Raw genomic sequence first — 13866 nt, forward strand, 5'->3', positions numbered from 1 at the left:
AACAAGGAGCGAACATTATGATTTATCCTTATAAAGATATATACCCCAAAATTGCAGATTCAGCATTCATTGCAGATTATGTAACCATTACCGGCGATGTTGAAATTGGGGAAGAATCCAGTGTTTTTTTTAATACATCTATTAGAGGCGACGTGGCCCCTACCAAGATTGGCAGAAGGGTTAACATTCAAGACAATTCCGTACTTCACCAAAGTCCTAATAATCCGCTTATTTTAGAAGATGAAGTAACAGTGGGCCATCAGGTCATTCTCCACAGCTGTATTATTAGAAAAAGGGCATTGATTGGAATGGGGTCTATTATTCTTGATCAAGCCGAAATCGGTGAAGGGGCGTTTATTGGTGCTGGCAGCCTTGTTCCCCAGGGAAAGAAAATCCCACCTAATACTTTAGCATTTGGCAGACCGGCAAAAGTTATTAGAGAATTAACGGATGAAGATAGAAAAGATATGACCCGGATTTACAATGAATATGTTGAAAAGGGGCAATATTATAAGTCTCTTCAAAAAAAATAAGCACCTTTTGCAGGTGCTTATTTTTTATTAATTATTGGCAAGTACTTTTTCCACCTTATATTCATCTTGGAAAGAGTACACATTCTCAACATATATTTGATGCCAAACCATAAACATGAGAACCGTCCAGATTTTACGGCTATTATCCGCTTTTCCTAGGCAATGGTCATCAAGCAGCTTCAACAGATACGATTTATTAATTAAATGATCCGTCTGACTCGCGTGGATAATGTTTTTCGCCCATTCGTTCATTTCCGCCTTCAGCCAGTGTCGAATTGGAACCGGGAAGCCAAGTTTCTTACGATTCAGCACATGGTCTGGAACAATACCTTCTGCTGCTTTCCGTAAAATATACTTTGTCGTACCATTAGCTGTTTTTAAGCTTGTTGGTATTTTCGAAGCCACTTCGAATACAGCTTTATCTAAGAATGGAACACGTAATTCTAATGAATGAGCCATCGTCATTTTATCTGCTTTTAGTAATATATCGCCGCGCATCCATGTATGGATATCAATATACTGCATCCGGTCAACCGGATCGTATCCTTTGGATTCCTGGTAAAGCGGCTTTGTTATATCTGTATATCTCAATCCTTCATGATATACATTTAATAACTCTCGCTTCTCTTCTTCGCTAAACATTTTCGCATTCCCAATGTAGCGTTCTTCCATTGGTGTTACACCGCGTTCGATGAAGCTTTTTCCCTTCATCCCCTCAGGCATCATGCTGGCAATTAATTTTAAGAATCCGTGGAACACACGTGGTATTTTATTAAAAACATCTAAATCCTGTGGTTCACGATAAATATTATAGCCTCCAAACAGCTCATCGGCACCTTCACCGGAAAGTACCACCGTTACATGCTTCCTTGCTTCACGTGCTACAAAGTACAGTGGAACACAAGCAGGGTCTGCGAGCGGATCGTCCATGTGCCACATGATTTTCGGAATTTCATTCATATATTCCTCTGGCGAGATGATATAGCTAATGTTTTCTACCCCAAGTTTCTCAGCCGTTTCCTTGGCCACATCAATTTCACTAAATCCATTATGATCAAAACCGACAGAGAAGGTTTTAATTGCCGGATGAAACTCCTTTGCAATAGAAGCAATAATAGATGAATCAATGCCGCCTGAAAGGAATGAACCGACAGGAACATCACTGCGCATATGCATTTTTACTGAATCAAATAACACATCTTGAATTTTTTTAATAAAATCTGTTTCTGATTTTTGAATTGGTGCAAAATGTGCCTTCCAATAGCGTTTAATCTCCATCTTGGAACCGAATTTTTTCGTGAAAAAGTGACCTGGTTCAAGCTTCTTAATACCTGAAGACATTGTATTGGGTTCCGGTACAAACTGATATGTTAAGTAGTGCTGCAGTGAGTCATAGTCTAACACATCATTTTCTAATGCAAGTAAAATACTCTTTTTCTCAGAAGCAAAGAAGGTTCTTTCGCTGTCCTCAAGATAAAAGAATGGTTTAATGCCAAATGGGTCGCGGGCACCATAGAGAGTTTGCGTTTGTTTATCCCAAATAACGAAGGCAAACATTCCCCGTAACTTTTCTACTGCCTTTTCTCCCAAGTGACTAAAAAGAGCGATAATAACCTCAGTGTCGGAACTCGTGTTAAACGTTAGTCCCTCTTTTAACAATTCTTCACGCAGCTCTACATAATTGTAGATTTCACCGTTAAAAATAATCCAGTAGCGTTCGTTTTCATAGGTAAGCGGCTGGTGACCGCTCTCAATATCAATAATACTTAAACGGCGGAAGCCGAATTGAATATGGTCATCAAAATAATAACCATCATCATCCGGTCCACGGTGGGTAATGATATCATTCATATTTTTAAATTGTTGTTTTTGTTCATCTCTGTAATTTTGAGACTTTTCATGTACACAGCCAATAAATCCGCACATTATGTACCTCACCTACTCCATTTCTATACATTATGGATTACTCCATACAAATACTATCTAATACTACCACTTTTTCTTTCAAAATTGCATAGTAACATAAGGAAATTAAAGGTATCCTCATTTTTCACTTCTAAAGTCCTACTTAAACATTGTATTCCCACTACATAGCTCTTGAACAAAAAATTAGACGAAAAAATAAAAATGGGAGTTACATTATAAATGCAACTCCCATCATGATTAATGATTTTCAGCTTGACTGCGAAGTGTCTCTGCTTTATCTGTACGTTCCCAAGGCAGGTCAACATCTGTACGGCCAAAATGACCATATGCTGCCGTTTGCTTATATATAGGACGACGTAGATCTAACATTTTAATAATACCTGCGGGACGCAGGTCAAAGTTTTGGCTGACTAAATCCACTAATACATCCTCACTTACTTTACCAGTACCAAACGTATCAATTGAAATAGAAACAGGTCTTGCCACACCAATCGCGTAGGCTAACTGCACCTCACACTTATCAGCAAGTCCTGCAGCCACAATATTTTTAGCTACATAGCGTGCAGCATACGCAGCAGAACGGTCAACCTTTGTCGGATCCTTACCGGAGAATGCCCCTCCGCCATGACGAGCGTAACCGCCGTAAGTATCGACAATAATTTTACGACCCGTTAAGCCGGCATCACCTTGAGGACCACCGATGACGAAACGGCCTGTTGGATTAATAAAATATTTAGTATTATCATCAATTAGTTCTTTGGGCACAACTGGATTAATAACATATTCTTTAATATTACGCTGGATTTGCTCTAACGAAATCTCAGGATGGTGCTGTGTTGAAATAACAATTGTGTCAATACGAACCGGTTTGTTGTTCTCATCGTATTCAACTGTTACTTGTGTTTTTCCGTCCGGACGCAGATAGGGGAGAATATCCTCTTTACGTACTTCTGTTAGACGGCGGGAAAGCTTATGTGCAAGTGAGATTGGCAGCGGCATTAACTCTTTTGTTTCGTTGCAGGCAAAGCCAAACATTAACCCTTGGTCTCCTGCTCCAATCGCTTCAATTTGCTCATCCGTCATTTGTCCTTCCCGAGCTTCAAGCGCCTGATCAACCCCCATTGCAATGTCAGGAGACTGCTCATCAATAGAGGTAAGGACAGCACAAGTTTCCGAATCAAAGCCATATTTGGCACGATTATATCCAATCCCCTTAATAGTTTCACGAACAATCTTTGGTATGTCTACGTATGTAGAAGTAGTAATTTCTCCGGCAACGAGCACTAAGCCAGTTGTAACAGATGTTTCGGCAGCAACACGGGCATTAGGGTCTTTTGCTAAAATAGCATCTAAAATCGAATCAGAAATTTGGTCACAAATTTTATCAGGATGACCTTCAGTTACTGATTCTGAAGTAAACAAGTGACGTTTTACGGACATACTGAATTCCTCCTATATTAATGAAATAAGTGAGATTAATTGTAAAGATAATGCTGCTGCATTTCTGTTTAACCTCAAATTGAAACGGAACTCATTCCCTTAGTAGTATGAAGTAAAAATGGGAAATTTATTAAAGTACAATAAAAACCCACACTAGATTCTTTAACTGAAAAAGTTCATTCAAAACAAAAAACCTTCCCTATGATGAGGAAAGGTTTCATACACAGTTTCGTATTCCTTTCGCTCTTATCGTTCAAGGTCAAGCCTTGCATCAGGTTTAGCACCTTTGCTTCAGAAAATGTCCAAAATAAATAGATTGCACATTTCATCATTGCAGGTTGCTGGGTTTCATAGGGCCTGTCCCTCCACCAGCTCGGGATAAGAGAGTATCCGTTCAAATAAAACCTTAACGCACTATATCCCGCTGTGTCAATGAATATTTTATTAAATAATGGAAATGTTTACTTTTAAATTAAATTATTCATGTCTTTTCATCTGAATAATGAATATAGTGAAAAAAAACAACATAATTTCTTTAATTAGTATAGACTATTGATTTTAATGTGTTATACTAATTACATAATAATTTTCGTTTAAAAACAAGCAAAGGATGGTTTCAATCAATGAATTCTGTTCACGTTCCAAATGAACTAAATCAGCTGCTTAAAGAAAATAATGTTCAAATGCAATTATCTGTTCCTCAGTTAGTTGAAAAAATATTAGCCCGAAATGAAGGAACGTTAACATCCACTGGAGCAGTACGCGTTACCACAGGAAAATACACTGGCCGCTCGCCTAAAGACAAATTTATTGTTGTTGAAGAATCAACAAAAGATAAAATTGACTGGGGAACTATGAACCAGCCTATTTCTGAAGAAGTTTTCACGAACCTTTATAATAAAGTTCTTAATCATTTAAAGAACAAAGAAGAAATTTTTGTTTTCAAGGGTTTTGCCGGTGCAGATAAAAAATCTCGTCTGCCGATTCAAGTAATCAATGAATATGCTTGGCACAATCTTTTTGTTCATCAATTATTCATTCGTCCATCAGAAGACGAACTGCTAGAACATGATGCTCAATTCTCCGTAATTGCAGCTCCTGATTTTAAGGCAGATCCCGCAGTAGACGGAACAAATTCTGAGACTTTTATTATTGTTTCATTTGAACAAAAGGTTGTTTTAATAGGCGGTACGGAGTATGCCGGGGAAATGAAAAAGTCTATTTTCTCAGTAATGAATTACTTGCTTCCAGAAAACAATATTTTCTCCATGCATTGCTCAGCTAACGTCGGTCAAGAAGGCGATGTTGCTTTATTCTTTGGTCTATCTGGAACAGGAAAAACAACTCTTTCTGCTGATCCAAACCGGAAACTGATTGGTGATGATGAACACGGCTGGTCTTCAAATGGAGTCTTTAATATTGAAGGCGGCTGTTATGCAAAATGTATTAATCTTTCAGAAGAAAAAGAACCGCAAATTTTTAACGCGATTCGTTTTGGAACCGTTTTAGAAAATGTCATGCTTAACCAAGAATCTAGGGTAGCAGATTATGATGACAATTCACTAACGGAAAATACCCGTGCTGCTTATGCAATTGAAAACATAGAAAATATTGCTAAACCGAGCCTTGCAGGTCATCCCCATACGATTGTATTTCTGACTGCTGATGCATTTGGAGTACTTCCGCCAATTGCAAAACTAACAAAAGAACAAGCAATGTATCATTTCTTAAGCGGCTATACATCGAAGCTAGCTGGTACCGAGCGCGGTGTCACTTCTCCAGAAGCAACCTTCTCAACCTGCTTCGGAGCTCCGTTCTTACCATTGCCTGCAACTCGATATGCAGAAATGCTCGGAGAAAAGATTCTTGAACATAATGTCAACGTATTCCTTGTTAACACAGGATGGACCGGCGGTGAATACGGTGTCGGCAACCGGATGAAGCTTTCCTATACTAGGGCAATGGTGCAGGCGGCTCTTGTAGGAGAACTTAACAATGTAGAAACGGTTGCAGATGAAATCTTTGGTTTAAATATTCCGCTTCATATTGCTGGTGTGCCGGATGAAGTTCTTCAGCCTAGTAAAACTTGGCAGGATCCACAAGCATATAGTAAAAAGGCTAGGGAGCTTGCAGCTAAATTCCGTGAAAACTTTAAAAAATTCAACGACGTTTCCGGTGAAATTGCTGAAAAAGGCGGACCAATTGCCTAACCAAATTTTTGCATAAAAAGCGATTCTCGTATGAGAATCGCTTTTTTGATTTGTTTATTGCTCAGTGTGTTTGTTTCTCGGCTTAATTCCGTTTGAATCACTGTATGATGACGCGCACTTTGGACTTCTCTAAGTACGCGGTTCCTCTAAATTTTCCGGCTGACGCGCACCTTGGACCTCTCTATGTGCGCGGTTCCTCTAATTTTTCCGGCTGACGCGCTATTTGAACCTATAAGCAAAAAAAGCAGGTAATTACCTGCTTAATTCGTCGAGTTCAATGAAACTAATTGATAAGTAATGGTTGTTGTATTAGTTTCCCATTCTACTTTTTTAATTAGCGCTAACCCGCTTGAGTTACTATCAAGTGTTTTTCTCACTTCAAGGGGAATTTCAATCGGATAGAGTCTGTATCCCTCTTTTTCTAACACAAACAGATTTTCTTCAACTCTTTGCTCTCTTCCCTTTGTTACAATCAGGGTGTTTAATTCAAGGGGCATTCCCATATCAAATCCGCTCCTCTATTATTAATACCTTTATATTACCATCTTTCCACCTGAAATTTCATCCACTTCGCTAAATCTTGAACCACTTTTCGATTCACCGCCGGAGGAAAATAGTGGGTAAATTCATCAAAATACCAAGACGTCACTGGCTTATCTAATTCTTTAAGACGTCTTTCTAACCGATAAGCATGTTCAACAGATACGTTATGATCGTTAACACCGTGTATGATTAAAACTGGCGCTTCGATATTTTCAAGTTCATGGAGCGGTGTCCTGCTCTCATATCTTTCAGGAAATTTCGCAGGCGTACCGCCAATCACCCTTTTCATCATTCGTCTTAAGTCCTTCCGTTCCAAGTAGGTTAAACTCATGTCGCTGACACCGCCCCAGGTCACTAACGAGGCAGCTTCAGGAAACTGAATCCCTGTCAAAAGCGCCATTACACCGCCTCGTGAAAAACCAAAAATATGGACCTTCTTAACAGTTGGAAGGGACTTTAGCAGCTGATACGCAGCAAAAGCATCTTGACGGTCTTCCCCAGCAAAATCTTCGTTCCCTTCCCCCCCTTGATTTCCCCGATAATACGGTGCGAAGACGATGAATCCTTCTTGCGCAAACTGGGCAATTCGAGCTGGGCGAACCTTACCGACATTTTTAATCCCTCCACGTAAATAAAGAAAACCATCTGTAACTTCTTCGTTTTTTAGCTTTGCCAGCATTCCCTTCACCTTTAAGCCATTTGATAGATAGGTAATTTCCTTTAATTCCACATTAGGATTAGGTGAAGGGAACCGCAGAACTTCTATAATTTTTCCGTTATTCACATTCATTGTATCGATCCTTTTAAAAATATTTCCGCCTTGGGCATTCACACATTTTCACATGCTTCATACGATATCATAGGTAATCAGCCCAGATTAAGGAGGTTAATGTTTAATGAAAAGATGGTCAAAAATCAGTTTCGCCTTATTTCTTACCGCTATTCTTATGATTCCTTTAGCAGCCTGTAATAATAATTCTACAAATGAACCGAAGAAACTAGAAAAAGTTCGTATCGCTGAAGTTACCCGCTCCATTTTCTATGCTCCACAATATGTTGCGTTAACAAAAGGATTTTTTAAAGAAGAAGGATTAGATGTCACCTTGACAACTACCCCTGGCGGTGACAAAACAATGACAGCCCTTCTTTCAGGCGGAGCCGATGTGGCCCTGGTAGGGTCAGAAACATCTATCTATGTTTATGCACAGGGTTCTAATGACCCTGTTATAAACTTCGCCCAAGTCACACAAACCGACGGCACATTCCTTGTGGCCAGAGAAAAAACGGATAACTTCTCCTGGGATCAATTGAAAGGTACTACCTTCCTTGGCCAGCGCAAAGGCGGCATGCCTCAGATGGTTGGAGAGTTTGTGTTAAAGAAGCACGGCATTGATCCACACAAGGACTTAAATCTAATTCAAAACATTGACTTTGCAAATGTGGCCAATGCTTTCGCCTCCGGAACCGGTGACTTCGTACAACTATTCGAACCAACTGCCAGCATTTTTGAAAAAGAAGGAAAAGGCTATATTGTCGCTTCATTTGGAAAAGAGTCCGGTCATGTTCCTTATACAACCTATATGTCCAAAGAAAGTTATATGAAAGAAAACAAAGAAACCATGGAAAAGTTTACAAAAGCGATATACAAGGCACAGCAATGGGTTGAGTCACATAGCGCTGAAGAAATTGCCAAGGCCGTGGAACCATACTTCCCGGATACCGATTTAGAAATCATGACAACCGTTGTCGACCGTTATAAGAGCCAAGGCAGTTTCGCGACAAATCCAATCTTGGATGAAGACGAATGGAACAACCTGCAAAATATCATGAAGGAAGCTGGAGAACTTCCAAAAGAAATCGATCATAAAACACTTGTCAACACCGATGTAGCCGAAAAGGTGATCAAAAAATAATAGGAAAGGGAGGCCGTTACACGATGAGCTTCTTAAAAGTTCAAGATATTCACCATACGTATTTCACCAAAGCCTCTGCCACCACGGCCCTCTCCAATATTTCGTTTACTGTTGAGGAGGGAGAATTTGTCTCCCTTCTCGGCCCCAGCGGCTGTGGAAAAACAACCTTGCTCTCAATTATCTCCAGCCTGCTCAAGGCAACAGAAGGATCCGTTTTGCTCAAAAATAAGCCCGTATCTACTTCTAAAAATGAAATTGGCTATATGCTTCAGCAGGATTACCTGTTTCCTTGGAAGACAATTGAAGAAAATATTCTCTTAGGACTGAAATTATCCAAACGGCTAAATACAAAAACTAAAACCTACGCTCTTAACCTTTTAAAACAAATGGGGTTAAACGGCGGGGTTGAAAAACAGCTGCCAAAACAATTATCGGGTGGCATGCGGCAGCGTGTTGCTTTAGTTAGAACACTTGCAACTGAACCAAAACTGCTGATGCTAGATGAACCATTCTCCGCCCTGGATTATCAAACAAAGCTTAAACTAGAAGATTTGGTATCACACACATTAAAAGAATTTCACAAAACGGCAATCCTTGTTACCCACGATATTGGGGAAGCTATTGCCATGAGCGACCGTGTGTTTTTATTGTCGACACGGCCCGGAACGATTCATAAAATATTTGAAATTCCCGATGTGCTACGAAATTTATCCCCTTTTGAAGTAAGAAATCATGAAGCCTATCCTGCTGTATTTCAAGCCATATGGAAGGAGTTGGAGTCTCTTGAACAAGAAAATGAGTAACGTGCAACTCCTCCATAGAAATTATTTAAAGTCATTAAAGATTGAAAAAAGATGGGTGATGTTATATCAAATAATTATTTTCCTAATCTTTTTTGGCAGCTGGGAGCTGTTCGCCCAAAAGCAATGGATTGATCCGCTGATCTTTAGTTCTCCCTCCAAAATTTTGGAATTATTAATAACAAAAATCCAGGATGGCTCGCTGCTAACCAACTTAGGAGTCACCTTAACGGAAACGGTGTTTGGATTTATTTTAGGAACCCTGCTTGGTACACTGCTGGCAGCCATTCTCTGGTGGTCACCGATGATTTCAAAAGTCCTTGATCCGTATCTTGTCATTTTAAATGCTATGCCAAAAGTAGCCTTGGGACCGGTTTTGATTGTGGCGATGGGTCCCGGTTATCCTTCCATCATTGCAATGGGGGCAATCATCTCCGTAATTATTACCACCATTGTAGTTTATACCTCCTTTAAAGAGGTCGATCCAAACTATTTAAAGGTGCTGCAAACTTTTGGTGCCACCCGCTATGAATGCTTTAAAGAAGCAATATTACCAGCAAGCTTTCCGACCATTATTTCTACCCTAAAAGTAAATGTCGGACTCTCATGGGTAGGAGTTATTGTCGGTGAATTCCTAGTCTCTTCTAAAGGTTTGGGCTATATGATTATTTACGGCTTCCAAGTATTCAATTTCACCCTTGTATTCTTGTCATTGCTTGTTATTGCGGTATTTGCGACGATTATGTATCAGCTTGTTGATCTTTTAGAGAAAAAACTAATTAAAGAATAGCGGATTGCTTACAGGCTGTCTGCTATTCCTTTTGATGTTGGTGAATATATTTAATGCATTCCTCCACAACTTGATCTTTCATGATAAAACTGTATTCCGGACCGAACCGTAAGCGCAGGAGGTCACCATCCACCAGCACCGGCCCATTTGTTTCAAAGTAACTGTCGGATTTCTCCATATTTTTTACCCTACCCCAAAAAACAGCCTTCACAAAGGAACCTTTTTCTTCCATTACCTTGTATTCGGCGATAAATTCTAACTTTGCAAAAGCAGCCCCAGTCTCCTCAAACGCTTCTCGTCCGGCGGCATCTTCAAGCGTTTCCCCAGTTTCCTTTTTGCCGCCGGGGAATTCAAGCCCTCTTTTTTTATGATTGGTTAACAGCCAGCTTCCATCATATTGGCATATTACTAAAACATGCCGCGCTTCTTCGGCAAATGCATTCTTTGAAAAAGCTAATTCTACTTTATTGCCATGATCATCTAAAAACTGTTTCATCATAAAACCTACCTATAAGTTGATACTTTTATTATAAACAAAAAGGAAAACCCTTGTAGCTGGATTTTCCCAAATTGGATTACTTATTGTTGCTGTGGTAAAATATTCATACTTTCAATATGTTTTTTCGCTTCTTCATCACCGAGCTCGTACAGCATACCATATATTTGTTGAATGGTACTGTCATATGCATCATTTTGACGGTCGTAATGGTATTGGACGTATGGAACATGGGCCCTGAAAAAGTTCCCCCATTCATTCAAATAATTGTTATCCATTAAAGACCGAAGCTGTCTAATTTCGGCATCTGTCGCTTCAATTTTAAAACTCCAGGTAGATCCAGTAACACTTCGTGAAATACCGCCAGTACCCACATCAATGTAATAAGTCTGTTTTTGCTCGTCCATTTTTCCACCCCTTTTCATTTTAGTAATCCACAAAAAGAAAAAATTTATTCTTTGTCAAATTTCGATTCATTTTTTAATGTAAAATACGATATAATAAAACACAAATCAAAAGACAGATTTTTCAGTAAATTAGGAATAACCTGTTGGTGGATTTTTTTATCATTTTTTGGGAATGGAATAAGGGTAAGATAAAAAAATAGGAGGTGCTTGAAAATGAAGCTAATAGATGAACTGTTTGAAATGTACCGCAACAAACTTACAGGTGATGAAGAGGATATTGATATGCTGACATTTGCCTTTTTAGAGGAAATGTCATATGAGGACCTTATCGGATTAATCCATGAAATGGATAAGCAGGAGCTTTATGATTTAATGGGACTTTATTTAATAGAAAGTTTGAAAGGAAAATTTGCCCAAGAACAATACGGACAGCAGCGGACACATACCTACTATCCAAGGAATATTCATTAAAATGTACATACCAAAAGATTAAGGAAACTGATTTGTCAGTTTCCTTTTTATTTTCGGCAAACGTGATACAATATTGGTAAAAAAGGGGGAATGGTGGTAATGACTATTGTATTAATCGTATCCATTGTAATTGTTTTTGTTGTCCTATTACTTGCTGTTTTAACAACTTCGAAAGCCTATTCCTATAAGCATTCAGTTGATCCAAGTCCAACCGAAAGCAATCAGCCTGTCAACCAGGATGTAGTGGATGAAAGCAAACATACAAAATAAAACTCGCCATTGGCGAGTTTTTTTTCATATGCAAAAACCTGTATTAATTTGTCTTCATTATGGTATCTTGAAAATATCCACTGTAAGGAGAACAAAGATGTTTAAAAAATTTTTTATTGCCGTTATTCGCTTCTACCAGGTTGTTATTTCACCATTAAAACCGCCATCATGCCGTTTCTATCCGACATGCTCCCAGTATGGATTAGAGGCAGTCAACCGCTTTGGAGCTGTAAAAGGCGGGTACCTGACAGTTAAAAGAATCTTAAAATGCCACCCGCTTCATCCTGGAGGGCTGGATCCAGTGCCGGAAAAATGGAACGAACGGAAAAAGCATTAATCAGCATACCCGTCGACAACAAGGTCTAGCTTTCCTGTTTTCGGATCAATAATTAATCCATGAACAGGAACATCCTTCGGCATTAACGGGTGCTGTTTAATGATGCCTACGCTATGCTTGACACTGTCCGTAACATTATCAAAGCCATGGAGCCACTCTTTAATATTAATTCCAGAAAACGCTAAAGTGTTTATTGTTTCTTCAGTAATCCCCTGTTCCTTCATATGTTCAAGGACCGGTTCAGCCTTTAAGCCGCTCATCCCGCAGTCATGATGGGCAATAACCAAAACTTCCGTTGCCTGCAATTCGTATACAGCAATTATAATACTTCGCATAATACTGCCAAACGGATGTGACACAAGGGCACCCGCATTTTTGATCAACTTTGCATCTCCGTTTCCTAAATTTAAAGCTTTAGGCAGCAGTTCAAGGAGACGAGTATCCATACAAGTAAGAATGACCATCTTTTTGTTTGGATATTTTGTTGTCTCATATTTTTCATATTCGCGGTTTTCTACAAATTGCTCATTAAATGTAAGTATGTCATGTAAAATGGTTTCATTTTTCATGGCCGCCACTCCCTCTCTATATCTCCTATTAGCATACAAAAAATCATCTGGTTTAAACAAATTTTTACTCTTGCATTTAATTCATTTTTCCTGTAAGATACAAATGTTAATCGGAATCGTTCCGTATTAGAAAAATAAATTTTTTTCGAAAGTAAATCGTAATAAATACGATTTAAATCGAAAGGGGTCCTTATGAAAAAATTATTATTTATACTATCTGTTATTTTACCATTAAGTATCATATTATCGGCATGTGCAAATGAAACATCTCCAAAAAAACAGGGACAGCTGCAAATCTATACAACCGTTTACCCGCTCCAATATTTTACAGAACAAATTGGCGGTAAATTTGTTAATGTAAATACCATCTACCCTCCTGGATCCGATGAACATACCTTCGAGCCATCGCAAAAGGATATGATGAAACTAGCCGATTCAGACTTATTTTTTTACATTGGTCTAGGGTTGGAAGGGTTTGTTGAAAAGGCAAAGGAAACGTTAAAGAACGAACATGTTACCTTAGTCCCAGCAGCCGAAAAGCTTCAACTTCCAATTGACCACAGCAGCGAAGCAGTAGAACCTGACCATGAGCATGATCACCATGGGGAAAATATTAATCCGCATGTTTGGCTTGACCCAGTTTATTCAAAGGAAATGGCAGGTGTCATTCGAGATCAATTAGTGAAAAAAATGCCTGAGCAAAAGGACTATTTTAATCAAAATTATCAAAAGCTCGCAGCAAAATTAGATGAGTTGAATCAACAATTTACAGAAACAATTTCAAAAGCAAAACAAAAACGAATCATTGTCACACATGCTGCATTTGGATACTGGGAAAAGCGTTATGGTATTGAACAAATCAGTATTTCCGGACTATCAACAACAAATGAACCTACACAAAAGGCGTTGGAGAAAATTATTTCTTTAGCTGACCGTGAGGGTCTTAAATATATTTTATTTGAACAAAATGTTCAATCCAAGTTAGGAAAAATTGTGCAGCAGGAAATTGGCGCCAGTGCCTTACCCGTTCATAATTTAGCCATTTTAACAGAAGACAATATTGAACAAAAAGAGACATACTTTTCATTAATGGAAAAAAACTTAAAAACATTAAAAAAGGCGTTAAATGAGTAACTTGGGAGATTTCAGTAACACAACCTT

Annotated in this window: 16 protein-coding genes and 1 riboswitch; of the genes, 9 read left to right on the forward strand and 7 right to left on the reverse strand. The window is 38.8% G+C overall.

The window, feature by feature from the left end:
* Positions 1 to 17: 17 nt before the first annotated feature.
* Complete coding sequence (locus IE222_RS04515; protein WP_191270098.1) at positions 18 to 533, forward strand: gamma carbonic anhydrase; 516 nt, start codon at positions 18 to 20, stop codon at positions 531 to 533.
* A 27-nt stretch (positions 534 to 560) separates the two neighbouring features.
* Here IE222_RS04515 and asnB read toward each other — a convergent pair whose 3' ends face one another.
* Both asnB and metK read right to left on the reverse strand, forming a co-directional pair.
* Positions 561 to 2459, reverse strand: coding sequence for an asparagine synthase (glutamine-hydrolyzing) (asnB, locus tag IE222_RS04520; RefSeq protein WP_191270100.1), 1899 nt, complete (start codon positions 2457 to 2459; stop codon positions 561 to 563).
* Positions 2460 to 2696: 237 nt separating this feature from the next.
* Positions 2697 to 3899, reverse strand: coding sequence for a methionine adenosyltransferase (gene metK / locus IE222_RS04525; RefSeq protein WP_191270102.1), 1203 nt, complete (start codon positions 3897 to 3899; stop codon positions 2697 to 2699).
* 243 nt (positions 3900 to 4142) lie between these two features.
* Positions 4143 to 4284: riboswitch (SAM riboswitch) on the reverse strand.
* Positions 4285 to 4522: 238 nt separating this feature from the next.
* Between metK and pckA the strand changes: the two genes are divergently transcribed.
* On the forward strand, positions 4523 to 6109 hold the full coding sequence (pckA, locus tag IE222_RS04530; RefSeq protein ID WP_191270104.1) for a phosphoenolpyruvate carboxykinase (ATP): 1587 nt from the start codon (positions 4523 to 4525) through the stop codon (positions 6107 to 6109).
* A gap of 260 nt (positions 6110 to 6369) precedes the next feature.
* Here pckA and IE222_RS04535 read toward each other — a convergent pair whose 3' ends face one another.
* Together IE222_RS04535 and IE222_RS04540 are read right to left on the reverse strand one after the other, a co-directional pair.
* Positions 6370 to 6612, reverse strand: coding sequence for a DUF2584 domain-containing protein (locus IE222_RS04535; protein ID WP_191270106.1), 243 nt, complete (start codon positions 6610 to 6612; stop codon positions 6370 to 6372).
* A 35-nt stretch (positions 6613 to 6647) separates the two neighbouring features.
* Positions 6648 to 7442, reverse strand: a complete 795-nt coding sequence (locus IE222_RS04540) for an alpha/beta hydrolase family protein (protein WP_191270108.1) — start codon at positions 7440 to 7442, stop codon at positions 6648 to 6650.
* Between the two features lie 106 nt (positions 7443 to 7548).
* Between IE222_RS04540 and IE222_RS04545 the strand changes: the two genes are divergently transcribed.
* From IE222_RS04545 to IE222_RS04555, 3 genes are read left to right on the forward strand one after another with little or no spacing between them, the layout of a single operon-like run.
* Positions 7549 to 8565, forward strand: coding sequence for an ABC transporter substrate-binding protein (locus IE222_RS04545; RefSeq protein WP_191270117.1), 1017 nt, complete (start codon positions 7549 to 7551; stop codon positions 8563 to 8565).
* Positions 8566 to 8588: 23 nt separating this feature from the next.
* Positions 8589 to 9368 carry an ABC transporter ATP-binding protein gene (locus IE222_RS04550; protein WP_191270119.1) on the forward strand — a complete coding sequence of 260 codons (780 nt, stop codon included), beginning with the start codon at positions 8589 to 8591 and terminating at the stop codon, positions 9366 to 9368.
* Positions 9361 to 10155 carry an ABC transporter permease gene (locus tag IE222_RS04555; RefSeq protein WP_191270225.1) on the forward strand — a complete coding sequence of 265 codons (795 nt, stop codon included), beginning with the start codon at positions 9361 to 9363 and terminating at the stop codon, positions 10153 to 10155. The genes IE222_RS04550 and IE222_RS04555 overlap by 8 nt, the downstream gene beginning before the upstream one ends.
* 22 nt (positions 10156 to 10177) lie before the next feature.
* On the opposite strand, the gene ytkD is transcribed toward IE222_RS04555, so the two are convergent.
* Positions 10178 to 10654, reverse strand: coding sequence for an RNA deprotection pyrophosphohydrolase (gene ytkD / locus IE222_RS04560; RefSeq protein WP_308435585.1), 477 nt, complete (start codon positions 10652 to 10654; stop codon positions 10178 to 10180).
* Between the two features lie 80 nt (positions 10655 to 10734).
* Positions 10735 to 11058 (reverse strand): hydrolase, encoded by a 324-nt coding sequence (locus IE222_RS04565; RefSeq protein ID WP_191270123.1) that lies wholly within the window; start codon positions 11056 to 11058, stop codon positions 10735 to 10737.
* 213 nt (positions 11059 to 11271) lie between these two features.
* On the opposite strand from IE222_RS04565, the gene IE222_RS04570 reads away from it, so the two are divergent.
* The 3 genes from IE222_RS04570 (at position 11272) to yidD (ending at position 12136) form a co-directional block, all read left to right on the forward strand.
* Complete coding sequence (locus IE222_RS04570) at positions 11272 to 11529, forward strand: DUF6154 family protein (RefSeq protein WP_066386227.1); 258 nt, start codon at positions 11272 to 11274, stop codon at positions 11527 to 11529.
* Between the two features lie 99 nt (positions 11530 to 11628).
* Complete coding sequence (gene ytzI, locus IE222_RS04575) at positions 11629 to 11799, forward strand: YtzI protein (RefSeq protein WP_191270125.1); 171 nt, start codon at positions 11629 to 11631, stop codon at positions 11797 to 11799.
* 97 nt (positions 11800 to 11896) lie between these two features.
* The gene (yidD, locus tag IE222_RS04580; RefSeq protein WP_191270127.1) at positions 11897 to 12136 is read left to right on the forward strand and encodes a membrane protein insertion efficiency factor YidD; all 240 of its coding nucleotides are present in this window, start codon (positions 11897 to 11899) and stop codon (positions 12134 to 12136) included.
* Here yidD and IE222_RS04585 read toward each other — a convergent pair.
* Positions 12133 to 12705, reverse strand: coding sequence for a beta-class carbonic anhydrase (locus IE222_RS04585; RefSeq protein WP_191270129.1), 573 nt, complete (start codon positions 12703 to 12705; stop codon positions 12133 to 12135). The genes yidD and IE222_RS04585 overlap by 4 nt on opposite strands.
* A 192-nt stretch (positions 12706 to 12897) precedes the next feature.
* Between IE222_RS04585 and IE222_RS04590 the strand changes: the two genes are divergently transcribed.
* Positions 12898 to 13839 carry a metal ABC transporter substrate-binding protein gene (locus tag IE222_RS04590; RefSeq protein ID WP_191270131.1) on the forward strand — a complete coding sequence of 314 codons (942 nt, stop codon included), beginning with the start codon at positions 12898 to 12900 and terminating at the stop codon, positions 13837 to 13839.
* Positions 13840 to 13866: the final 27 nt, after the last annotated feature.

This window comes from Neobacillus kokaensis (assembly GCF_014656545.1).
GTDB lineage: Bacteria > Bacillota > Bacilli > Bacillales > Cytobacillaceae > Neobacillus > Neobacillus kokaensis.

Coding starts and splice junctions, on each gene's coding strand:
- IE222_RS04550 (WP_191270119.1), top strand. CDS start 8,589: ATGAGCTTCTTAAAAGTTCAAGATATTCACCATACGTATTTCACCAAA.
- pckA (WP_191270104.1), top strand. CDS start 4,523: ATGAATTCTGTTCACGTTCCAAATGAACTAAATCAGCTGCTTAAAGAA.
- ytzI (WP_191270125.1), top strand. CDS start 11,629: ATGACTATTGTATTAATCGTATCCATTGTAATTGTTTTTGTTGTCCTA.
- yidD (WP_191270127.1), top strand. CDS start 11,897: ATGTTTAAAAAATTTTTTATTGCCGTTATTCGCTTCTACCAGGTTGTT.
- IE222_RS04590 (WP_191270131.1), top strand. CDS start 12,898: ATGAAAAAATTATTATTTATACTATCTGTTATTTTACCATTAAGTATC.
- asnB (WP_191270100.1), bottom strand. CDS start 2,459: ATGTGCGGATTTATTGGCTGTGTACATGAAAAGTCTCAAAATTACAGA.
- ytkD (WP_308435585.1), bottom strand. CDS start 10,654: ATGATGAAACAGTTTTTAGATGATCATGGCAATAAAGTAGAATTAGCT.
- IE222_RS04555 (WP_191270225.1), top strand. CDS start 9,361: ATGAGTAACGTGCAACTCCTCCATAGAAATTATTTAAAGTCATTAAAG.
- IE222_RS04565 (WP_191270123.1), bottom strand. CDS start 11,058: ATGGACGAGCAAAAACAGACTTATTACATTGATGTGGGTACTGGCGGT.
- IE222_RS04540 (WP_191270108.1), bottom strand. CDS start 7,442: ATGAATGTGAATAACGGAAAAATTATAGAAGTTCTGCGGTTCCCTTCA.
- metK (WP_191270102.1), bottom strand. CDS start 3,899: ATGTCCGTAAAACGTCACTTGTTTACTTCAGAATCAGTAACTGAAGGT.
- IE222_RS04585 (WP_191270129.1), bottom strand. CDS start 12,705: ATGAAAAATGAAACCATTTTACATGACATACTTACATTTAATGAGCAA.
- IE222_RS04535 (WP_191270106.1), bottom strand. CDS start 6,612: ATGGGAATGCCCCTTGAATTAAACACCCTGATTGTAACAAAGGGAAGA.
- IE222_RS04515 (WP_191270098.1), top strand. CDS start 18: ATGATTTATCCTTATAAAGATATATACCCCAAAATTGCAGATTCAGCA.
- IE222_RS04570 (WP_066386227.1), top strand. CDS start 11,272: ATGAAGCTAATAGATGAACTGTTTGAAATGTACCGCAACAAACTTACA.
- IE222_RS04545 (WP_191270117.1), top strand. CDS start 7,549: ATGAAAAGATGGTCAAAAATCAGTTTCGCCTTATTTCTTACCGCTATT.